Annotated in this window: 21 protein-coding genes; 10 read left to right on the forward strand and 11 right to left on the reverse strand. The window is 67.1% G+C overall.

The annotated features are described in order from the left end of the window. The first annotated feature begins 94 nt into the window (after positions 1-94). Complete coding sequence (locus RM50_RS10155) at positions 95-1,426, forward strand: MFS transporter (protein WP_043452349.1); 1,332 nt, start codon at positions 95-97, stop codon at positions 1,424-1,426. Between the two features lie 92 nt (positions 1,427-1,518). Here RM50_RS10155 and pta read toward each other — a convergent pair whose 3' ends face one another. Then, a complete protein-coding gene (gene pta, locus RM50_RS10160; RefSeq protein ID WP_043452350.1) occupies positions 1,519-3,597 on the reverse strand; it encodes a phosphate acetyltransferase in 2,079 nt (692 codons plus the stop codon). Positions 3,598-3,899: 302 nt separating this feature from the next. On the opposite strand from pta, the gene RM50_RS10165 reads away from it, so the two are divergent. The 5 genes from RM50_RS10165 to RM50_RS10185 all read left to right on the forward strand — a co-directional run bounded on the left by RM50_RS10165 (position 3,900) and on the right by RM50_RS10185 (position 8,053). Further along, positions 3,900-4,370 carry a hotdog fold thioesterase gene (locus RM50_RS10165; protein ID WP_043452351.1) on the forward strand — a complete coding sequence of 157 codons (471 nt, stop codon included), beginning with the start codon at positions 3,900-3,902 and terminating at the stop codon, positions 4,368-4,370. A gap of 7 nt (positions 4,371-4,377) precedes the next feature. Continuing rightward, positions 4,378-5,748: a phenylacetate--CoA ligase PaaK gene (gene paaK, locus RM50_RS10170; protein ID WP_043452352.1), complete on the forward strand. Its 1,371-nt coding sequence runs from the start codon at positions 4,378-4,380 to the stop codon at positions 5,746-5,748. Between the two features lie 63 nt (positions 5,749-5,811). Further along, entirely contained in the window at positions 5,812-6,471 is a 660-nt protein-coding gene (locus RM50_RS10175) for a TetR/AcrR family transcriptional regulator (RefSeq protein WP_043452353.1), read from the forward strand. A gap of 123 nt (positions 6,472-6,594) precedes the next feature. Next, positions 6,595-7,734, forward strand: a complete 1,140-nt coding sequence (locus RM50_RS10180) for a S1C family serine protease (protein WP_043452354.1) — start codon at positions 6,595-6,597, stop codon at positions 7,732-7,734. Between the two features lie 13 nt (positions 7,735-7,747). Continuing rightward, positions 7,748-8,053, forward strand: coding sequence for a hypothetical protein (locus RM50_RS10185; RefSeq protein WP_043452355.1), 306 nt, complete (start codon positions 7,748-7,750; stop codon positions 8,051-8,053). A 97-nt stretch (positions 8,054-8,150) separates the two neighbouring features. Here the strand turns inward: RM50_RS10185 and RM50_RS10190 are convergent, their stop codons facing one another. Together RM50_RS10190 and paaZ are read right to left on the reverse strand one after the other, a co-directional pair. Next, positions 8,151-8,558, reverse strand: coding sequence for a VOC family protein (locus RM50_RS10190; RefSeq protein ID WP_052260125.1), 408 nt, complete (start codon positions 8,556-8,558; stop codon positions 8,151-8,153). 169 nt (positions 8,559-8,727) lie between these two features. Continuing rightward, the gene (gene paaZ, locus RM50_RS10195) at positions 8,728-10,839 is read right to left on the reverse strand and encodes a phenylacetic acid degradation bifunctional protein PaaZ (RefSeq protein ID WP_043452356.1); all 2,112 of its coding nucleotides are present in this window, start codon (positions 10,837-10,839) and stop codon (positions 8,728-8,730) included. Positions 10,840-10,983: 144 nt separating this feature from the next. On the opposite strand from paaZ, the gene RM50_RS10200 reads away from it, so the two are divergent. Together RM50_RS10200 and RM50_RS10205 are read left to right on the forward strand one after the other, a co-directional pair. Continuing rightward, positions 10,984-11,427: a PaaI family thioesterase gene (locus RM50_RS10200; RefSeq protein WP_043452357.1), complete on the forward strand. Its 444-nt coding sequence runs from the start codon at positions 10,984-10,986 to the stop codon at positions 11,425-11,427. Positions 11,428-11,531: 104 nt separating this feature from the next. Continuing rightward, on the forward strand, positions 11,532-12,239 hold the full coding sequence (locus tag RM50_RS10205; RefSeq protein WP_043452359.1) for a DUF4397 domain-containing protein: 708 nt from the start codon (positions 11,532-11,534) through the stop codon (positions 12,237-12,239). Positions 12,240-12,304: 65 nt separating this feature from the next. Here RM50_RS10205 and RM50_RS10210 read toward each other — a convergent pair whose 3' ends face one another. The 3 genes from RM50_RS10210 to RM50_RS10220 all read right to left on the reverse strand — a co-directional run bounded on the left by RM50_RS10210 (position 12,305) and on the right by RM50_RS10220 (position 16,023). Further along, complete coding sequence (locus RM50_RS10210; protein ID WP_240471936.1) at positions 12,305-14,551, reverse strand: S1 family peptidase; 2,247 nt, start codon at positions 14,549-14,551, stop codon at positions 12,305-12,307. Between the two features lie 58 nt (positions 14,552-14,609). Next, positions 14,610-15,320 (reverse strand): tyrosine-protein phosphatase, encoded by a 711-nt coding sequence (locus RM50_RS10215; RefSeq protein WP_430929403.1) that lies wholly within the window; start codon positions 15,318-15,320, stop codon positions 14,610-14,612. Between the two features lie 88 nt (positions 15,321-15,408). Then, positions 15,409-16,023, reverse strand: a complete 615-nt coding sequence (locus RM50_RS10220) for a GNAT family N-acetyltransferase (RefSeq protein ID WP_043452362.1) — start codon at positions 16,021-16,023, stop codon at positions 15,409-15,411. 74 nt (positions 16,024-16,097) lie between these two features. Between RM50_RS10220 and RM50_RS10225 the strand changes: the two genes are divergently transcribed. Beyond that, a complete protein-coding gene (locus tag RM50_RS10225) occupies positions 16,098-16,331 on the forward strand; it encodes a DUF6480 family protein (RefSeq protein WP_043452363.1) in 234 nt (77 codons plus the stop codon). A 25-nt stretch (positions 16,332-16,356) separates the two neighbouring features. Here RM50_RS10225 and RM50_RS10230 read toward each other — a convergent pair whose 3' ends face one another. The 4 genes from RM50_RS10230 to RM50_RS10245 form a co-directional block, all read right to left on the reverse strand. Continuing rightward, entirely contained in the window at positions 16,357-17,229 is an 873-nt protein-coding gene (locus RM50_RS10230) for a 3-hydroxyacyl-CoA dehydrogenase family protein (RefSeq protein WP_043452364.1), read from the reverse strand. Between the two features lie 3 nt (positions 17,230-17,232). Beyond that, positions 17,233-18,048: an enoyl-CoA hydratase/isomerase family protein gene (locus RM50_RS10235; RefSeq protein ID WP_156133859.1), complete on the reverse strand. Its 816-nt coding sequence runs from the start codon at positions 18,046-18,048 to the stop codon at positions 17,233-17,235. Then, positions 18,048-19,274 carry a thiolase family protein gene (locus RM50_RS10240; RefSeq protein WP_043452365.1) on the reverse strand — a complete coding sequence of 409 codons (1,227 nt, stop codon included), beginning with the start codon at positions 19,272-19,274 and terminating at the stop codon, positions 18,048-18,050. Before RM50_RS10240 ends, RM50_RS10235 begins: the two co-directional genes overlap by 1 nt. A gap of 119 nt (positions 19,275-19,393) precedes the next feature. After that, positions 19,394-20,068, reverse strand: coding sequence for a pentapeptide repeat-containing protein (locus RM50_RS10245; protein ID WP_043452367.1), 675 nt, complete (start codon positions 20,066-20,068; stop codon positions 19,394-19,396). Positions 20,069-20,197: 129 nt separating this feature from the next. Between RM50_RS10245 and RM50_RS10250 the strand changes: the two genes are divergently transcribed. Further along, positions 20,198-20,374, forward strand: coding sequence for a CsbD family protein (locus RM50_RS10250; RefSeq protein ID WP_043452369.1), 177 nt, complete (start codon positions 20,198-20,200; stop codon positions 20,372-20,374). A 158-nt stretch (positions 20,375-20,532) separates the two neighbouring features. On the opposite strand, the gene RM50_RS10255 is transcribed toward RM50_RS10250, so the two are convergent. Further along, positions 20,533-21,588, reverse strand: coding sequence for a DNA polymerase IV (locus tag RM50_RS10255; RefSeq protein WP_043452512.1), 1,056 nt, complete (start codon positions 21,586-21,588; stop codon positions 20,533-20,535). Between the last annotated feature and the right edge of the window lie 27 nt (positions 21,589-21,615).

The following is a 21,615-nucleotide window of genomic DNA, read 5'->3' on the forward strand; positions in this document are numbered from 1 at the left end:
TTCCTATACGATTTTGGCGCTGACATCTTCCGCGCCTCCCCCTCCCACCCGTGCTCCCCGCACCCGAAGCCATGTATACGTCGAAGGAGACCGCATGACTACGCTCGGAAGTAAGACAAGCAATGCCACCCAAGCCCGGCAGCCCCGCATGATGACCCGCAAGCGCTGGGTCATCATCTGGCTCGCCTTCGTTGGCCTGAGCATCAACTACCTGGACCGCTCCAGCCTCAGCGTCGCCCTGCCGTTCATGGGCAAGGACTTCGAACTCAGCGCCACCCAACAGGGGCTGATCTTTGCGGCCTTCTTTTGGGCCTACGACTTCTTCCAGCTGGCTGCCGGCTGGTATGTGGACAAGGTAGGTCCCCGCCGCTCGTTCTCGCTGGCCGCGCTGTGGTGGTCCGTATTCACCATGGTCACGGCCGCCGCCTCGAGCTTTTGGTCGCTTTTTGCGGCCCGTTTCCTCCTGGGCGTGGGCGAAAGCCCTGCCCCGAGCACCGCCGCCAAGGTGGTGGCAACATGGTTCCCGGTCCGGGAACGCGCCTTCGCCACCAGCATCTGGGACTCCGGCTCACGCGTCGGCGCCGTCATCGCGCTGCCGATCGTCACCCTCATCGTCGCCTTCACGTCCTGGCACGCCGTCTTCATCATCATCGGCGTGCTCGGCATCATCTGGGCCGCCGTGTGGTGGAAGTACTACCGCAGCCCGGAGGATCACGCCGGGGCCAACGCCGCAGAGGTCAGCTATATCCAGGAAGGCGGCGCCCGCGGCGCGGCCAGCGATGACGAGGGCGCCGCCAAGCTCCCGTGGCGTTCCCTGTTCAAGTACCGCACCATCCTCAGCATGATGTTCGGCTTCTTCTGCCTGAACAGCGCCATCTACTTCTTCATCACGTTCTTCCCCAGCTACCTGGTGAAGGAACGCGGCTTCGACCTGCTCAAGCTGGGCTTCTTCGGCGCCATACCCGGCATCTGCGCCGTCCTGTTCGGCTGGCTGGGCGGATACCTGGCGGACCGCGCGGTGCGCGCCGGTTCGTCGGTCAGCAAGGTCCGCAAGACGGCCATCGCCGGCGGCCTGGCCGGAGGCTCGGTCATCATGTTCGCGGCATTGGTACCCGAGGCCTGGATGGCCCTGGCCCTGCTGTCCGTCGCCTACTCCAGCCTCACGGTGGCCGCCACCGGCATATGGTCCCTGCCGGCCGACGTTGCACCCAGCTCCCGGCACGTGGGTTCCATCGGCGGGCTGCAGAACTTCGCTTCGAACCTGGCCGGCATCTTCACGCCCATCCTGATCGGCGTGCTGGTGGACCAGACGGGCTCCTTCGTGGCACCCCTGGCCGTGATCGGCGCGATCTCCCTCATCGGCGCCGCCAACTACCTGTTCGTCATCGGCAGGATCGAGCCGCTGAAGGTGAAGGCAGCCGCCTAGTTCCCTTCCCGGCATCCCCGGCAAAAGGACGACGCCGGCACCCGCCCAGGTGCCGGCGTCGTCCTTTTTGGCGTGCAGGGCTTGGCAGGCTCCTAGGAAGCCGGAGCCTGCGCCTGGATGGCCGTGATGGCCACCGTGTTCACGATGTCCTCCACCGTACAGCCGCGGGAGAGGTCGTTGACCGGCTTCCGCAGCCCCTGCAGGACCGGCCCAACGGCGACGGCACCGGAACTCTGCTGCACCGCCTTGTAGGTGTTGTTGCCGGTATTCAGGTCCGGGAAGATGAAGACCGTGGCCTGGCCTGCCACGGAGGAACCGGGCATCTTGGACGCGGCGATGGAGGCGTCCACGGCGGCGTCGTACTGGATGGGACCTTCCACCGCGAGGTCAGGGCGGCGCCGGCGGACCAGTTCGGTGGCCTGCCGCACCTCGTCCACGGCCTCACCGGCTCCGGAGCCGCCGGTGGAGTAGGACAGCATGGCCACCCGCGGTTCCACGCCGAACTGGGCGGCGGTCTCGGCCGAGGCCAGGGCGATGTCCGCCAGCTGCTCCACGTTGGGATCCGGGTTGACGGCGCAGTCGCCGTAGACCAGCACCCGGTCCGGCATGAGCATCAGGAACACCGACGACACGATCTTCACGCCCTCGCGCGTCTTCACGAATTCAAGGGCCGGCCGGATGGTGTGGGCGGTGGTGTGCGCGGCACCGGACACCATCCCGTCCACCACGCCCAGCTGGACCATCATGGTGCCGAAGTAGCTCACGTCCTGCATGATCTCCAGCGCCTTGGGCAGGTCCACGCCCTTGTGCGCCCGGAGTTCGGCGTACTTCCCGGCAAACTTCATCCGCAGGTCGGAGGTGGCGGGATCGATGACGTTGATGCCGGACAGGTCGATGCCGTTGGAGGCTGCGAGTTCGCGGACCTCGGAGTCCGGTCCCAGGAGGGTCAGGTCGCAGACGTCGCGGCGGTGCAGGATTTCGGCCGCACGCAGGATCCGGACGTCGGTTCCCTCCGGCAGGACCACGTGGCGCCGCTGCGCCCGGGCGCGCTCGATCAGGTCATGCAGGAACCGCAGCGGGGTCATCCGCTCGGCGCGGGGCAGGTGCAGCCGCTCCACCAGTTCGGCCTCGTCCACCCGCCGGGACCACAGCCCCAGGGCCGAGGCCACCTTGCGCCGGTGCCCGGACCAGATCTCGCTGCGCACCTCGGAGACCCGCCGGGCTGTCTGGTAGGTGTCCTCGTCGGCGGCAAAGACCGGGAACGGTGCCTGGGCCAGGAGCGGGTAGATGTTGGCGTCCGGGGCCAGGCCGCCGGTGAGGATCAGCGCGGACGCCACGGGAAACTCCGGCGAGAAGGACGAGGCGAGGCAGGCCACCATCACGTCCGCCCGGTCCCCCGGCACGATCACCAGGGCGCCCTCGTCCAGCACGTTCAGGAAGTTGCCCACGTTCATGGCGGCCACCTTGATGTCCTTGACGTCGCGTTCCATGTCCGGCGTCCCGGCGATCTGCCGCACGGCCAGGGCGGCGGCCACCTCGCCGGTGGTGGGCCGGGCAATTTCCTCCAGTTCCGGCAGGATGTACACGGGGCGGCCGGAGGCCCCCGGTTTCAGGGCGGCGGCGATGGCGTCAAGATCACCGGGGTCGGCGCGGTTGACCATGATGGCCAGCAGCGCGCACCGTTCGGCGGCGAGTTCCTTGCGTGCCACTTCGACGGCGGCCGCGGTCTCGCCCACGGTCCGCCCCTTGGCGCCCACCACGGCCACCACGGGCGTGGCAAGGTTGTTGGCCAGGCGGGCGTTGAGGTCGAATTCGACGGCGGAGTCCTGGCCCACCAGGTCTGTTCCCTCCACGATCACCACGTCGCAGTTCCGGGCGATGTCCGCGAAAATCTCCACGCAGCGGGCGTCGATTTCCGCGCGGTTCCCCTCGGCGAGCAGGGTCCGGACCTCGTCGTAGGTCAGGCCGCCGCGGCAGCGTTCGTCCTCCAGCGCGAACCGGGCCTTCGTCAGGGCCACCATCGGATCGTCCGCTGCGGCCGGGCCATGGACCACGGGCTTGAAGAAGCCGATCCTGTCCGCATGCCGGTGCAGGGTGTCCGCCAGGCCCAGGGCCACGAGGGACTTTCCCGAGCCCGGGGTGGTTGCGCTGACGTAGATGCCTTTGGCCATGGTCCGCCCTTTGCTGTTCTTGCTGGTGCCGGTCCCCCCATCCTTGCACTTCGATCCGCGCGCGTGGCACCTCATCCCGCGTCGACTGCTCCGTAAACGTCGTTCTGAGCGCTCAAAACGACGTTTACGGAGCAATGGATGATGCGGCTGGGTCCATCCGCGGAAGCGGCGGGCCGCCGTCGTGGTTCCTCCAGGTAAAGGGGCGGGAAGGTGCGGTGCGCGAGCCGCTTCCCCTTGACACCGGACCCCCTCATGGGATTACCTAATGAACATTCGGTAAATAAAGCTGGAGGCAATGACGCATGGCTGAAGCAACACTTTCCGGGGCCACCCACCCCATCCTGGAAAACGACTACGCCTCCGAATGGATGGGAATCGAGGTCCTCGCCCTCAGCGACGGCCACGCCACCATCCGGATGCCCCTCCGGCAGGAAATGCTCAACGGCTTCGGCATGGCCCACGGCGGAATGATCTTCGCCTTCGGCGACACCGCCTTCGCCCTCGCGTGCAACCCCATCCAGCCTGCACCCGGCGAGGAAGGCACCATCACCGTGGCGTCCGGCGTCGACATCAACTTCCTCAAGCCGGCATTCCGCGGCCAGGTGCTCACCGCCGTCGCGGACCGCCGCTCCAGCGCCGGACGCAGCGGCCTCTACGACATCCAGATCTTTGCCGCCGACGCCGCCGCACCTGCTACCGAAACCCAGCCCAGCTCCCCGGGCGAGCTCATCGCCGAGTTCCGTGGACGCAGCCGCACCATCCCCAAGAAGTAGGAAAATCATGAACCTGCATGCCCCCGAAACCCCCGCCGCTGCCGTTTCCACCCCGGCGGAAAGCATCGACCCTGGCCTGGACCGCGAGGAGACCATCTCCCGCGACGAGCTCGAAGCCCTCCAGCTCAGCCGCCTGCAGCACACCGTGGCCTACGCCTACGAGCGGGTCCCGCTGTACAAGCGCAAGTTCGACGAGGCCGGCATCCACCCCAGCGACCTGCGCGAACTGGAGGACCTGGGCAACTTCCCCTTCACCACCAAGGAAGACCTGCGCCAGGAGTACCCGTTCGGGATGTTCGCGGTGCCGCAGAACCAGGTGGCGCGGATCCACGCGAGCTCGGGCACCACCGGACGCCCCACCGTGGTCGGCTACACCAAGCAGGACCTGGCCGACTGGGCCAAGCTGGTAGCCCGCAGCTTCCGCGCGTCCGGCATCCGCCCGGGCATGAAGGTCCACAACGCCTACGGCTACGGCCTGTTCACCGGCGGCCTGGGCGCCCACGCCGGCGCCGAGGCGCTGGGCTGCACCGTCATCCCCATGTCCGGCGGCCAGACCGAGCGGCAGATCCAGCTGATCCAGGACTTTCAGCCGGATGCCATCCTGGCGACCCCCACCTACCTGCTCACCATCGCCGACGCCATGGCGCACATGGGCATCGACCCGGCCTCCACGTCGCTGAAGTTCGCCGTGCTCGGCGCCGAGCCGTGGACCCAGGAGATGCGGCACGAGCTCGAAGTGATGATGAACATCAAGGCCTGCGACATCTATGGCCTGTCCGAGGTCATGGGCCCGGGCGTCGCCGGCGAGGCTGTGGAAACCCAGGACGGCAGCCACATCTGGGAGGACCACTTCCGCCCCGAAATCATCGACCCCTTCAACCCCGCCCCGGGCAAGGAAAACGTGCTGCGCGACGGCGAACACGGCGAACTCGTGTTCACCTCCCTCACCAAGGAAGCCCTGCCCATCATCCGCTACCGCACCAAGGACCTGACCCGCCTGCTGCCCGGTTCGGCACGCCCCGCACACCGCCGGATGGGCCGGATCACGGGGCGCAGCGACGACATGATCATCCTGCGCGGCGTGAACCTGTTCCCGTCCCAGATCGAGGAAATCGCCCTGCGGATTCCCGAGCTCAGCCCGCACTTCCAGCTCGAGCTCACCCGGCCCGAGGGCCAGCGGATGGACCAGCTGACCGTGCGCATCGAGCGCCGCGACGCCGTCACCACGGAGCAGAGCACGACGGCGGCACGCACCTTGAAGGAGCAGATCAAGATCCACGTGGGTTCTTCGTGCGTGGTGGACGTCGTGGAGCCGGGGTCGCTGGAGCGGTCCAACGGCAAGCTGCGCCGGATCTACGACCTTCGCCCCAAGGCCTGACATGTTTCGGTGGTGCTGCGCCGTCCCCCGGACTTACCGACCGTTCGTGAGAAACTAGCGACTATGCCCAGCGCCAGCCAGACTTCCAGCACCACCGAAACTTCCACCACCGCCAACGGAAGTGCCGTCAATGGCAGTGCCAAGCGGGGGCGGCCCGGCTATGACCAGCAGTCGGTGCTGCGGATCGCCGTCGACGTCTTCAACCGGCACGGCTACGATGCCACCTCCATGGGCATCCTGGCCGAGAACCTTGGCATCTCCAAGTCGGCGATCTACCACCATGTCCCGTCCAAGGGCGACCTGCTGAAGCTTGCCCTCGACCATGCCCTGGGCGGCCTGGAAGCCATCCTGGAACAGCCCGAGGCTACCTCCGGCGCTGCCGACGCCCGCCTGGAGTTCGTGCTGCGGCAGACGGTGGCCGTCCTGGTGGACCGCCTGCCCTTCGTCACCCTGCTGCTGCGCCTACGCGGCAACACGGAGATCGAACGGGATGCCCTGGAACGGCGCCGCGCGTTCGACCACAAGGTGGCCGTCCTGATTTCGGCCGCCCGCGACGAGGGCTCGCTGCGTGCGGACATCGACCCGCGCACGGTTTCGCGCCTGCTGTTCGGCATGATCAACTCCATCGTGGAGTGGTACAAGCCGGGCGGGCCGCTCTCGCCGCAGCGGCTGGCCGACGACGTCATCACCATGGCGTTCGACGGCCTGCACGCGGACGCCTAGCCACTTCCCGGCAACCCGCCGCCTGCCGTTTGGCGGCGCCAGGAGGACAATACTAAGCGTGCTTGGTATTTCTCCTCTACCCCGCTACGGTGGTAAAAAGCCACCGTCCGCAGGGAGGTCCTGATGAGCCACGTCAGCCATCCACAGCGTTCCCGCTGCCTCCCGGCAGTCCTGGGCGCCGGTGCACTCGTGGCCGCCCTCACGCTCAGCGGATGCACCGGCACGCCAAGCCCCCCGGCCACCAGCGGCACCTCCTCAAGCCAGGCGTCGCCGTCGGCCTCCGCCAACCCAACGCCGCAGGCCTCCTCCCCCGCGCCTGCCACTTCGGGGACGGGAGGAGGCGCCGGAACCGCGGCCGGCAACCTGCCGCAACTCGTGGAAAACCTGTCGCCGTCGGTAGTTACCATTTTCACGCAAAGCGGCCTTGGCAGCGGCGTGGTGTACTCCGCGGACGGGCTGATCCTCACCAATGAGCACGTCATCCGCGGCGCCACCACCGTCGAGGTGGGATTCGCCGACGGGCAGCGGGTCGAAGGAACGGTCAAGGCCAGCGACGCGGTCACGGACCTGGCCCTGGTGCAGGCGAAGCGCACAGGCCTGCCCAAGCCCACCTACCAGAGCGACCTGCCCAAGGTGGGCGAAGGCGCCCTGGTCCTTGGCTCCCCGCTGGGCTTTGAGAACACCGCCACCGCCGGGATCATCTCCGGACTCCACCGCTCAATTCCCGGTTCGGCATCGAACAGCCTCTCGCTGGTGGACCTGATCCAGACGGATGCGCCCATCAGCCCCGGGAACTCCGGCGGCGCGGTGATCAACATGCGCGGCGAGGTGATCGGGATCAGCGAGGCCTACATCCCGCCGTCGTCCGGGGCCGTTTCCCTCGGTTTCGCCATCCCCGCCGCGACCGCCGTCGACGTGGCCGAGGAGCTGCTGGCCAACGGCACGGCCAAGCACGCCTACCTGGGCCTGACTCCCGGCGAACTGACCGCGCAGATCGCCGAACAGCTGGGCATCGAGGCCGGTTCCGGGGTAGTGGTGCTCGCCGCCGACCCGGACGGCCCGGCGGGGCGGGCCGGAATCCGGCCCGGGGACGTCCTGCAGTCCATGGAGGGCGTGGAGCTCACCACGCCGGAGAAGCTGTTGGCGGAACTCCGCAAGCGCAACCCCGGCGACACCGTAGGCTTCAAGGTCAAGCGCGGCGACCAGAGCCTGGATATCAAGGTGGACCTCACCGACCGCCCCGCGAGCACAACCACCCGATAGAAAGGAAAAGAATATGAGCCACCCGAAGGAAGAACCCGAGGCAGGATTCATCATCCCGGACCCGTCAAAGATCCGTGAAGACGTTCCCGGCGACGCCGGCGACGAGGCCAACGTGATCCGCTTCAGCGAGGAGCAGGCCCTGATCGAGGAGCAGTCGCACGGCGTGCGGCCGGACACCTACAGCGTCCCCTCCGGCGGCCCCACAATGGACGAGGCCCGTGGCAACATGGACCTCTCGGACCGCAGCGAAGACGGCCGCGGTACGGGGCGCGAGGATGACAGCAGCGACGACGGCCTGCACGGCGGCGCCGAAAGCTGACCTCCGGTCACAGACAAGCAGCAGGGGTGCCCCGATCCGACCGGGGCACCCCTGCTGCCGTGTTTAACGGCGGAGCCGCGTTCGTCCGCGGGCGCGCCTAGACCTGGTACTCCATCTTGCCGCCCAGGTTCTCGTGGACACACAGGATGTTGTGCTCCGTGTCCATGAACCACGCGCACTTCTCCGACTCCGTGGTGCAGATGTGGTTCTCCGTCTTCAGGGTGGGCAGATCGTAATCCTGGAACATCACGCCCCTGGCTTCCATGTCACGGACGGTCGCTTCGATATCGGTGACCTCGAAGCTCAGGGCAGTGTGCTCCGAGTGCTTCCCGTCGGAAACGGGCATCAGTTGCAGCAGCGGGCCACCGTCGGTGCCGACTATTTCGCTGCCATCGTCAGCCTGTCCACGGTGCGGGAGCCCGAGCTTTTCCGTATAGAAGCTGCGGGCACGGGCGGCATCATCGACCGGCAGGATGGTAGTGGCGGTGTTCATCTTCAGGCTCATGGGGGCCACCTCCTACGGGCAGAATCTTACGCCCGGCCAGCCCAAAAAGAACTGGCCAAACGCCCCATCACCTCCCGACCCCAAACGCCCAACGCCCCATCACTTTTTTAGAAGAAGTGATGGGGCGTTCGGGAAGAACCTGCGAAAGGTGATGGCGCGTCGTAAGGGGTTACTTTTCGACGAGGGTGAGGACGTCGTAGGTGGCCACGATGTCGTCGTTCTGGTTGGTGAGGACGGCATCCCAGGCCACCTCGCCGTATTCGTCGGTTTCGCGCGGGGTGATCTTCTTGGCGGTGAGCGTCACCCGGATGGAGTCGCCGGCGGCCACGGGCGTGATGAAGCGCAGGTTCTCCAGGCCGTAGTTGGCCAGGACGGGGCCCGGCGCCGGTTCAACGAACAGTCCGGCGCCCCAGCTCAGCAGCAGGTAGCCGTGCGCCACGATGCCGGGGAAGAACGGGTTGGCTTCCGCGGCTTCCTGGTTGGTGTGGGCGTAGAAGGTGTCGCCGGTGGAGTTGGCGAAGGCGGTGATGTCCTCCAGGGTCACCTGCCGCAGGTCCGAGCGGACGGCGTCGCCGATCCGGAGGGTGGACAGGTGCTTCCGGAACGGGTGCGTCCCTTCGGTTTCGACCGTGAAGTTGCGGTCGGCGCCTGTGTGCCAGACGCCGGTGACGGCGGTGAGCATGTTCGGCGAGCCCTGGATCGCGGTGCGCTGCATGTGGTGCAGCACGGAACGGATGCCGCCCAGTTCCTCGCCGCCGCCGGCCCGTCCGGGTCCGCCGTGGACCAGGTGCGGAACAGGTGAACCGTGTCCGGTGGACGAGCGCGCGTCCTCCCGGTTGAGCATCAGCACGCGGCCGTGGTGCGCGGCGATTCCGGTGACCAGTTCGCGGGCCACGCCAGGATCGTTGGTGCACACCGAGGCCACCAGCGAACCGCCGCCGCGGGCAGCCAGGCGGACGGCGTCAGCCAGGTCCTTGTAGCCGATGACGGAGGAGACCGGCCCGAAGGCCTCGAGCGAGTGGATGGCTTCCGTCTCCGGGTTGGTCCAGTTCAGGACCACGGGAGCCATGAAGGCCCCGCCGTCCACCACCCCGGTGGTTCCGTCGGCGGAGGTGACCGACGGCGAATCCAGCGTTCCGTACGCAAGCTCACCGCCGGCGTCGAGCATGGACTGCACGGCGGCGCGGACGTCCTCCAGCTGTTCCACCGAGGCCAGGGCGCCCATGGTGACGCCCTCGCCCCGCGGATCGCCCAGGACCACGCGCTCCGAAATGCGCTTGCCGATTGCCGCGGACACGGGGGCGACCAGTTCCTGCGGCACGATGGCACGGCGGATCGCCGTGCATTTCTGGCCGGCCTTGACGGTCATTTCGGTGACCACGGACTTGACGAAGGCGTCGAATTCCGGGGTGCCCTCCACGGCATCGGGGCCGAGGATGGCGGCGTTGAGGGAGTCCGTCTCCGACGTAAACCGGACGCCGCCTTCCACCACGTTCGGGTGCGCCTTGAGGGACTTGGCGGTGGAGGCGGAACCGGTGAAGGCCACCAGGTCACGGTAGTCCAGCACGTCCAGCAGGCCGCGGACCGAGCCGGAGACCAGCTGCAGCGACCCGGCCGGCAGGATGTTGGATTCAACGATGGCCTTGACCACAGCGGCGGCGACATAGCCGGTGGGGGTGGCGGGCTTGACGATGGTCGGAACGCCGGCAATAAATGCGGGGGCGAACTTCTCCAGCATGCCCCAGACCGGGAAGTTGAACGCGTTGATCTGCACGGCGACGCCCGGGATCCGCGTGTAGATGTGCTCGCCCGCGAAGGTTCCGTCCTTGGACAGCACCTCCATGGGGCCGTCCACCACCACCTGGGAGTTGGGAAGCTCGCGCCGGCCCTTGGAGCCGAACGTGAAAAGGACGCCGATGCCGCCGTCGATGTCCACCATGGAATCGACCTTGGTGGCGCCGGTCTGGAACGAGAACTCGTAGAAGTGGTCGCGGCGGGCGTGCAGGTACTGCGCAAGCTCCTTGAGCTTGAGCGCGCGCTGGTGGAAGGTGAGCTTGCCCAGTTCCTCCTGGCCGGTGGTGCGGCCGTAGTCCACGACGGCGGCAAGGTCCAGGCCTTCCGTGCTCACCCTGGCCAGGACCTCCCCGGTGCTCGCATCCCGGACGGGAACGGCGGATCCCAACGCGCCGGCGTCGGGCGTCCACCAGGCATCCATGACGAAGCTGGGCACTGTCTCCACGGTGTCGACCGTGGCCTGGGGAGCTGTGGCTGTGGTGGTCATCGTTGACGGTCCTTCCAACAAGGGGGCAGGCAAACAGGACGGGCCATTACTGACCGTCCGTTCGGTAATATATTCACCATACATGAAGTGCCGTGCTGCACACTAGAAGGCCAGGACCGGTTTGGCCAGCAAAAAGGAGACCGCATGAACGCCCCCTCGCCCCAGGACGCCGGCGAAAGCCAGCCCTCCCCGCACGAACTCTGGAAGATCACCCTTGGCGAACTGGACGAGAAGATGGGCGTGAAGATCCTCGAGGAGTCCGTCGATCGGGTGGTGGCCACGATGCCGGTGGAGGGCAACCGGCAGTCGTTCGGGCTGCTGCACGGCGGCGCTTCCCTTGCCGTGGGCGAAGCGGTGGGTTCCTGGGCAGCCGTGATCCACGCCAGCACCATGGGCAAGACGGCGGTGGGAGTGGATGTTTCGGCCACCCATCACCGGTCCGCCCGGGAAGGCCAGATCACCATCACTGCCACCCCTATCCACCTGGGCGGAACGCTGACCACGCACGAGGTACTGATTACCAATGAGGCCGGCCAGCGGCTGTGCACCCTGCGCATCACCAACCTGCTGATGAAAAGAAAAAGCTGACTTAAAAAAGATGCCGGGCCGTGCATCCAGGGGCGGTGCTTCGGCGGTAGTAAGCGCGTAAGCATCCTCAGCCCGGCTACCGGGCTTCCCCCAAGGAGTTCGACATGCGCAAAATGACCTACGCCGCTGGAGCACTTTCCCTTGCCGCTTCACTGGCCTTCGCCGCCCCCGCACAGGCCAGCGGCCGGCACCATCATGACGATCCCGCACTGCTGTCCGTCCTGCACGGGGTCCCGGGCCTGACCGTGGACGTGTGGGTGAACGGGGAGCGCACCCTCGATGATTTCACCCCGGGGACGCTGGCCGGCCCGCTGGAACTGGCCGAGGGCGACTACACGATCGCCATTACCGCGGCGGACGCCACCAGTGCGGAGCACCCGGTGATCGGCCCGGTCGACGTGGAGCTCGACGAGGGCCGCAACTACACGGCCGTGGCGCACCTCGCCGCGGACGGCACCCCCACCGCATCGCTCTTCGAGAACGACACGAAGGCCCCACGGAACGACAAGAAGGGCAAGCTGACCGTCCGGCACGTTGCCGCAGCCCCCGCTGTTGACGTCCTGGCCGGCGGATCCGCGGTGATTGAGGACCTCAGCAACCCTGACGAAGCCACCCTGAAGCTGAAGGCCGGAACCATCTCAGCCTCGGTAGCCGCAGCCGGGACCACCGATCCCGTGATCGGCCCAGCGGACATCACCGTTGAAGCCGGGAAGAACACCATCGTCTACGCCTGGGGAAGCCTGGCCGACAACACCCTGAACGTGGCCGTCCAGGTGGTCGGCGGCAAGGAGAACTGCGACGAGCACGACTAACCGGCGAAGTCACCGGTGGTATCGCTGCGGGCAGGGTCTCCTGGCGGGGGCCCTGCCCGGCGCGGTTACCGTGATGCACGCCTGTTCCGCCGGCGGACAAGGACCATGAGCAGGATTCCGACGGCGAGGGCTCCCGCCGCCCAGGCCGCGGCGGTGATCACCCCCGACGCTCCGGTGGAGGCCAGCGCGCCGGCGCCAGGATCATCGTGCCCACCCGTGTTGGCAAGGTCCGCAGGTGGTGCGCTGGGAGTCGGGCTGGCCGCCGGCGGAGGTACGACGGCGGGAGTTTCAGCCGGCAGGGCAGGCGACGGATCTGCGGGGGTTGGGGCAGGGGTGGTTGGTGCAGTGCTGGTTGGGGAAGGAGCAGGGCTGCTTGGCAATGGAGTGCCCGGCGTGGGCGCTGTGGCAGTCGGGCTTGCCGTCGGCGATGCAGTCGGACTTGGCGTTGGGGTCGCCGTCGGCGATGCAGTCGGACTTGGCGTTGGGGTCGGTGGTTCCGCCGCGGCGGCCGCAAACTCGAAACTGCTGGCCCCAGACATGCTGAACCCGTTCACCGTTTCGGCCGTGAACTTCAGCATTTCGGTGCCCTGCGGGGCCGTGAAGCTCCAGTTGCCGGCGCCGTCCACGGGTACCTCAAAGGGGTCTTTCCCCTCGAGTGTCACCCGGACCGAGGAACCAGCGGCCACGGCCGACGCGGGTGCTGCGGGAACCTGGCCGGTAATGACCTGGCCGGGCTGGTAGGTTTCGCCGGGCGCGGGCGCCGTGACGGCAGGCTTGTTGAGGAAGAGTTCCAGCTGGTAGCCGGGCAGCACGGCCAGGCTGTCCCGCAGGGTGGCGCCGACGGCGAAATTCCGGATCACGTTACCGTTCGCATCGGGAGTGTCCCCCGCCGCGTGCGTGCCCACTGCGTAGTTGCCGGAGACGTAGGGGCCCCCGGAGTCGCCGCCGCTGGACTGCACACCGTAGGACAGGAAGCCGTTGTAAGCCCGCAGGTCCGTGGCGTCGGTGCCATAATCCGGACCGGGAACAATGAAGATGCCGACGGCGTCAACAGATCCACAGGACCAGGCCGAGGTCCGGCCGGACCGGCAAACAGGCATCCCGACCACCGGATCAGCAGAACCAATGATCTTCACATCCGGCCCGGGCTCTGACGGATCGCCCCAGGTACTGGCAGCAGGAAGCGGATCGATGTCCTGCCGCAGCGACTGGACGACGGATATGTCTGTTCCCACGTTTCCCGGGTTGTTGGGGTCCAGTGGATTCTCGACAACCCTGGAGTTACCGGGGCCACCGAACTGGCTGAAGCCGAACTTTCCCAGCAGCCCCGCGCGCACTCCCTGGAATTCCAGCGTGGCAGTTTTCGCGGCGCCGTCCGATGCGCAGTGGCCGGCAGTGAGGACGGCGGGAAGGCCCGCCGGGTCGAATGCCGAGAAACCGGTGGAGCAAATGAACCCCAGGTCCGTCTGATAACCGACGCCGCCCGGGACGTCCGCCTCGGGTTTGAGCGGAGTCCCGCCGTCGAGCTCCACGTTGGCGTAGCGGGATACAAACTGTTCAGGGGAAACCTTGCCGGTGCCCTTGACCCCGGCATCTGCCCCGGCTGCGGGGGCGGTGGCGGAAAGCGCCTCCGGCGTGTTGATTCCGCCGGTCCTGATCACGAATTTCCCCCCGGCTGCCATGACTGCCTGCAAACCCTGCGGTCCGACGTCGCGGATGTAGGCCTGGAACAGCTGCCCGGTGCTCAGTGCCAGTTGCGACCTGGAGCTGTCCGCAGCCGTGGAGGGCGAGGGAGCCGGCGCGGCCGTGGGCGGCTGCGCAGCGGGTGCTTCGAGCGAGAAAGGGAAAGCATTGCCGGCAAGACCGGCAATCGCCTTCTGCAGGTCGCCGCCCGATCCGGTCACGATGATGGTGCGGCCCTCGATGCGGATGCCCACGTAACCCGGAAGCTGGCGCAGCTGGGCAGCCGCGGCCGCTGCACGCGCGCCCAGCTCACCTGCCGCCTGGAATTCCTGCGGCGTCATCTTGAGGTCCCGCTGCACCGCATCATCCAACGCTGCCTGGGACAGACCGGTTGTAGCTGCCGTCGGAGCCGCGGTGGCCTGGGCAACGGGGCCCGAATAGCTGCGCGGCTGCGGGGACTGCCCGCCGTCGGGTTCACCTGCGGAGAAAGCAGGGGCTGCCACGAATACGGATGACGCCAGCACACCGGCTGCTGCGCCCAGCGAGAGCCTCCGCCGCATAGTGTCCGCGTTGGACCCCAGCTTTGGCTGCGGGGCGGTCCTGGCGCCTGATGGTGTTGTCCCGATCATGTCCGTCTCTCTGCCGATCATCGTGACAGAGGAACAGGAGCACCTCACGTCACATGAGTCACACTGGTCCCAGTGTATCGGCGCCGACCCGGCAAATGGCCAGCACGGAATCCAGATCGGCGGGGCTTAGCCCGTTGGACAGCAGGTAGGAGCGGGTATCCAGGTCCCGGACGAACGCCACGACGGCGAGCCCGCGCTGCTCCAGGAGGGGTCCAAGCTCGGCCTCCTCCAGGTAGCGTTCACGGCTGTGCGGTGGCCCGTGGGTGCGGTAGCGCTCATTGATGCCGCGGGCCGCCCGCCGGTAGCCCTCGGCAATTGCGTCGTCGGAGTCGCCCGCCAGGTCCTGGACCATGGCAGCCACCATTCCGCTGCGGTCGCGCCCGGCCGCACAGTGCAGCAGGACGTCCCCCTTGGGCGCGGCCGAGGCGATGGCCCGGAAAACCCCCACCAGCTTCTCCGGAAAAAGACGTGCATTCGCGGCATAGTGGCCAGGATCGTTCAGGTAGGGCCCGGTAAGGGCTGTAAACCGCGGGTCGCCGGCCTCTTCCGTGGGAGCGTGCAGCACGTCGATGCCGCCCATCGCCCCGGCGGGCAGCACCGGGTCGGTGTTTCGGCGTTGCCCCTCGCCGCTGTTGCGAAGATCCACGACGGTGCGGACGCCGTCGTCGAACGCCTGCCGCCACCCCGCCAGGGTGAGCCATTCACGCCGGCCCATCCTGTAGATGCCCCCGGAGACGTGCCATGCGTTGACAGCTCCATCCCAGTCCACGGGCCTGCCCCTTGTGTCCATCCGCACAGCTAACCACACGCTGCTCCACCCCGCATGCTATTTGAGGAAAGGTCCCGGAACGTCCGCGTTAGGCCTGTCCGCGCCGGTCCAGCCGGTATTCCAGGCCTGCGCGGACAGCAGGCCATTCGTGGTCCAGGATGGAGAACACCACCGTGTCCCGGAGGTTTCCGTCGCTGGTCCGTGAATGGCTGCGCAACACGCCGTCCTGCTTGGCACCGAGCCGCGCGATTGCCTCCCGCGACTGGTGGTTCAGCCAGTGCGTGCGGAACTCCACGGCCGGGCAGCCGACCACCTCGAAGGCATGCCGGAGCAGCAGCAGCTTGGAGTCGGGATTGGTGCCGCTCCCCTGCGCAGACGCCGCGTTCCAGGTGGAGCCGATTTCCACCCGGGGCGTTGCGGCGTCGATGTTCATGTAGGTGGTCATGCCGATGATCCGCCCCGGGCCCCCGGTGGCGGGGTCGATCAGCCGCGTGGTGAAGGGGAGCATCGAGCCCTGTTCCTGCAGCGCGAGCCGGCGCCGGATTTCCGCGGCCATGCCCTGCGGCGAGGGCACGGACGTGTACCAGAGCGTCCACAGCTCGCCGTCCCTGGCGGCCTCCACCAGGCCGTCGTGGTGCTCTTCAGCGAGCGGCTCCAGGATTACGTAGCGTCCCGTCAGGGTAAGGGGTTCAAGGAAAGTCACTGCACCAGCCTAGGCCCCTCCATGGGGCGCGTTAGGCTGGGGACAGCACCGCGATGTCGAGCGAGGGAGTTAATGTGTCAGGAACCAACCCGGATCCCGAGGACGACAAGGTCACCGGCCTGGAGCCCGGCGGCGGTGTGCCGCCCGGGGAAACCCCGCCGGCAGAAGCATCCACCGCAGGGCCCCAGGGCCACGAAGAGCACGGCACCCGGAAGGGCACGCAGTTCCTCTGGATCGCCATTATCGGCGTGGTGGTCGTGCTGTGCCTGCTGTACTTCATCGGCTACATCGTGGGCTTCTTCGACTAAACCCTCCTGCAGGAGCCGGACAGCCTTAGCTGGGCCAGTCGAAAAAGCCCTTGCCCGTCTTGCGCCCCAGCTCACCCCGGGCCACCTTGTCCTTCAAGATCTGCGGGGGCGCGAACCGGTCGCCAAGTGTGGACTGCAGGTATTCCGCGATGCCCAGGCGCACGTCCAGGCCCACGATGTCCGTGGTCCTGAGCGGCCCGGTGGGATGTTTGTAGCCGAGCACCATCGCGTTGTCGATGTCCTCGGCTGAGGCGACGCCTTCCTCCACCATGCGCATGGCCTCCAGCGCGATGGCCACTCCCAGGCGTGAGGACGCGAACCCCGGAGCGTCATTCACGACGACGGCGGTCTTGCCGAGTGCCTCAACCCAGGATTTGGCGGCGGCAGCGAGTCCGGGGGACGTGCGCTCCCCCAGCACCACTTCGATGAGGGTGGACGCCGGGACCGGGTTGAAGAAGTGCAGCCCCAGGAAGTTTTCCGGCCGCTTCAGCTCCCGGGCCAGCCCGTTGACGGACAGGGAGGAGGTGTTGGAGGCAATGCAGGCGTCGTCCGCCAGCCGTTCCTCGATCCCGCGCAGTGCCGTGACTTTAAGGTCCCAGTCTTCGGGGACGGCTTCCACTACCAGCTGGCGGTCCTGGAAGGCGTCATAGTCCACGCCGACAGAAAGCCGGGAAACCAGCTCATCAAGGTTTGCGTCTGTGGCCCCGCGCTCGATGCTCTTCGCCGCCGCGGATTCCACCCGTTCGCGGGCAGCCTCGGCGGACTGTTCGTCGCGCTCCACCACCAGGACATCGGCCCCCTTGATGAGAAACGCGTGCGCAATCCCGGCACCCATGCGGCCGCCACCAAGCACCCCCACCAGGGAGGGGAGGCCGGGGTTCACTTTTGAGTCAGTCATGGTCTACTTTCCGTCGGCGGAATTGGCGGAGGCGGGAGCGCCGGTGGCTTTCCTGGCAGCGTTGCGGTCCAGGAAGGCCTGCATGCGGTCGAACTTGGCCTGGGATTCGAAGAGGATGCCCTGGGCCAACTGGTCGATCAGCGGGTGCGCTTCAGCCGGTGCATGGAAGACCGACTTGGTGATGCGCACGGCCAGCGGATCCTGGCGCCCGATCCGGCTTGCCAGGCTGTGGGCGGCTTCCAGGAGGTCTGCGGGATCATGGATTTCGGTAATGAGGTTGGCCGCTTTGGCTTCCTCGGCGCCAAGGACCAGCCCGGCCAGCAGGATCTGCTTGGCCAACGGCTCACCCACGAGTTCCTTGAGCCGCCAGCTGGCTCCGGCCGCCGCCAGGATTCCCAGCCCCGTTTCCGGGTTGCCGATCCGCACGTTGGGCGTGCCGATCCGGAAGTCCGCGGCGTAGGCGAGTTCCGCCCCGCCGCCCAGGCAATACCCGTCAAGTGCGGCGATGACCGGCATGGGCAGCTTGGCGATCCGCACGAAGATGGTGGAATTGATGCCCTGCAGCGCGTCATCCCGCCGGCGTTCCCGCAGTTGGGCGATGTCCGCGCCGGAGGCGAAGACTCCTTCCACGCCGGCGATGATCAGCACTTTGGGGTTTTGTTCCAGCGCGGCGCACACGGTGTGCAGTTCATCCACCATCTGCTGGTCGATCGCATTCTTCACCTGGGGCCGGTTGAGCAGCACCACCACCCGGTCCTCGCGCTCCTCCACGAGCAGCGCGGAGAAGCTTTCTGCCGCGAGGTCCACCGCGGACGCCATCAGATTTTCTCCAGCAGCATCGCGGTGCCCTGGCCGACGCCAACGCACATGGTGGCGAGGCCGATTTTTGCGTCTTCGCGTTCCATGCGTCCCAGCAGGGTGATGGCGAGCCGTGACCCGCTGGAACCGAGCGGGTGCCCCAGGGCGATGGCGCCGCCGTCGCGGTTTACGATGTCCGGTTCCAGCCCCAGGCGCCGGATGCAGGCCAGGGACTGGGTGGCAAAAGCTTCGTTAAGCTCGACGGCGGACACGTCGCCGACGCTCAGGCCGCTGCGCTTCAGCACCTTCTGGGTGGCAGGGACGGGGCCGATGCCCATAATCTCCGGTTCGCAGCCGGCAGAGGCGCCGTCGATGATCCGGGCGCGGGGTGTGAGCCCGAGCCGCTCAATGGCTGCTTCCGAGGCGACGATGATGGCGGACGCGCCGTCGTTCAGGGACGAGGAGTTACCGGCCGTGACCACGGAGCCGCCGAGGGCCACGGGCTTCAGCCCCGCCAGGACGTCCATGCTGGTGCCGGGGCGCGGGCCTTCATCGGTGTCCACGACAGTTTCGGCTTTCCGGGTTTTGACGGTGACCGGAACAATCTCGTCCTTGAAGCGGCCGGCTTCGATGGCGTCGAGGGCCAGTTGGTGGGAGCGGACGGCAAACGCGTCGGCATCCTCGCGGGAGATGTTGTCCACACGGGCCACTTCCTCCGCCGTCTCCGGCATGGAGTAGGTCATCTTTCCGTCCCGTGACAGGCCGCCGTGCTGGAAGTGCGGGTTGGTGAACCGCCAGCCAATGGAGGTGTCAAAGATCTGGCCCGGTTTGGCGAACGCGCTGGTGGGCTTTTCCTGGACCCAGGGAGCCCGGCTCATGGACTCCACGCCGCCGGCGATGACGATGTCGGCGGCACCGGCCTTGATCATGTGGCTGGCCTGGATGATGGCGCTGAGGCCCGAGGCGCAGAGCCGGTTGACGGTGATCCCGGGGATGTGCAGCGGAAGCCCGGCCAGGAGGGTGGCCATCCGGGCCACGTTCCGGTTCTCCTCACCCGCACCGTTGGCGTTGCCCAGGATGACCTCGTCGATGCCCTCAGGATCCAGGCCGGCGCGTTCCACGGCTTCCCGGAGCACCAGCGCTGCCAGGTCATCCGGCCGTACGGAGGACAAGGCCCCTCCGTACCTGCCCACCGGCGTTCGGACCCCGCCTACAAGGAAAGCCTGCGGACCTGCGGTTGCAGCCATGGAAACACCCTTCACGCGATAAACAGCACTGTCATCGGCGGCGCGGACAGGAGAAAACTCCACTTACCGACCGTTCGTTCTGTAAATGGTACACGGCAACGGCCAGGATGCGCATCCGGTTACAGGACGGTCACCCCCAGGTGTGCGGCAAGGTGGGGCGCGAGCAGCCCGAGTTGGTACTCGTCAATCACCAGGCCTGCCAGGCTGCCCAGGCCGCTGATCCTGCGGAACTCCGTGCCCCGGAGGTCGAAATCCTTCAGCTTGGCGCCGGTGAGGTCGAGGGACCCCACCATGCAGTCCTGCAGCTTCACGCGGGTTGCACTGGCGCCACCAAGGTCCAGTTCGTTGATAATGCAGCCGCTGATCAGCACATCGGTGAGCTTCGCGCCGCGGAGGTTGAGGAAGTCAAGCTTGCCGCCCTCGATCCGGACGGACTGCCAGCCGCTTTCGTAGACTTCGGCCGACCCCAGGCGGGGATTGCGGATTTCAACATCACGCCAGCTGCTGCGGGCAGCCCGGAAGACAGGCGCATACAGCTCAGCCAGGATGCAGTCGCGGAAGGAGGCTCCCCGGAGCTGCGTCTCATGGAAGGATGCGCCATCAAACCGGCACTCCGCGAAGGTGGCGCCGCCCAGGTCCAGGCCGTCGGCGGCGGGACGGTGGAAATGGGCACCGTCCTGCCTTCCGCCGTCCGGAAATACGAGGTCCGGGCAGTCCTCGAGGTCCTGCAGTTCCACCGGAGAGATTCGGGGTGGCGCCACCTTGGCCGCACTCCTGCCGCGCGCTGTATTCATAACCAGAGCCTAGCGGCGGTCCCGGCACCGAACAGGATGTCCACCTGCGGGGCCCTTGAAATAGTAAGCAAGCTTTGCTTATCGTGGGAGGGCACGGTTGATCGATCTAGACGAAAGGAGGCCGGAACCATGGGCCTCGGAGACAAGATCAGTAACGCGGCGGAAGACCTTGGCGGCAAGGCCAAGGAAGCTGCCGGCAATGCAACCGACAATGACCGACTGAAGGCGGAAGGCCAGGCCGACCAGGTCAAGGCAGACGCCAAGAAGGTCGGCGAAAGTGTCAAGGACGAGTTCAAGCGCGACTAGTTCCTTGCTGGGGCAGCCGCAGCGAACGGCGTGCTGCTCCAGCCTGACGGCGGCGGGTCCACTGGATCTGCCGCCGTTTCGCTGTCCACTCATCATCGACTGCTCCGTACTTGTCGTTTTGAGGGGTCAAAACGACAAGTACGGAGCAATGGATGGGGTCACCAGCCGCTGCGGGTGGGTGTGTGGCCCTTCCGGGAATCTTCGGGCATGGTCATGCCGGCCCGCAGGCCGAGCAGCCGGATCGGGTGCCCCGGCTCGATCCTGGACAGCAGGTCGAGCGCCGTTGCCAGGACGACGGCAGGATCCGAGGTTTCAGGGATCTTGCGTGCATAGGTTTTGGTGGTGAATGGGGCATAGCGCACCTTCAGCGTCACGCCGGTAACGGGCCTGCCTTCGGCGGCGACATCCTCCAGGACGTGCGCGGCCAGCTCCCGGACGGCGTCCTCAATCCGTGCCCCGTCGGTCAGGTCCCGCTGGAAAGTTGTCTCGCGGCTGTGCCCGCGCGCCACCCATGGGGTGTCATCGACAATCCGGGAGCCGTCTCCCCGTCCCAGTTGCGCGTACCAAGGGCCCATTTTTGGCCCGAACTCCGGAACCAGGTCATCGGGGTTGGCAGCCGCCAGTTCAGCAACAGTCTTGATCCCAAGGGTGGCGAGCCGGCGGGACACCGCCTTTCCCACACCCCAGAGGTCGATGGTGGGCCGCTCCCCCATGACCTCAAGCCAATTCGCTTGGGTGAGGCGGAAAACGCCCGCGGGTTTGCCGAACGTCGTTGCGACCTTGGCACGCACCAGGGTGTCCCCGATGCCGACGCTGCAGTGCAGGCGTGTTTCCGCAAGGACAGCCTCCTGCAGCCGGCGGGCAAAGGCTTCGGGATCAGCCGTCTCAAGGCCGACGAATGCCTCATCCCAGCCGAGCACCTGGACAGTGGCTCCCGGCTGGGAGCGCAGGACCGCCATGACCTTGTCCGACGCTTCAAGGTAGGCCTCATGGTCCACGGGCAGGATGACGGCATCGGGTACTTTCCGCGCAGCGATGCGCAGCGGCATCCCGGACCCCACCCCGTAGGCCCTGGCCTCGTAGGACGCGGTAGACACCACGGCCCGCTCGGTGGGGTCGCCGCGTCCGCCCACAATGACGGGCTTGCCGGCCAGTTCAGGTCTTCGCAGCACCTCAACAGCAGCGATGAACTGGTCAAGGTCCACATGCAGCACCCACGGTTCGCTCACAAGCCCCAGTCT

The organism is Pseudarthrobacter phenanthrenivorans, assembly GCF_000813845.1.
Classification (GTDB): domain Bacteria; phylum Actinomycetota; class Actinomycetes; order Actinomycetales; family Micrococcaceae; genus Arthrobacter; species Arthrobacter phenanthrenivorans_B.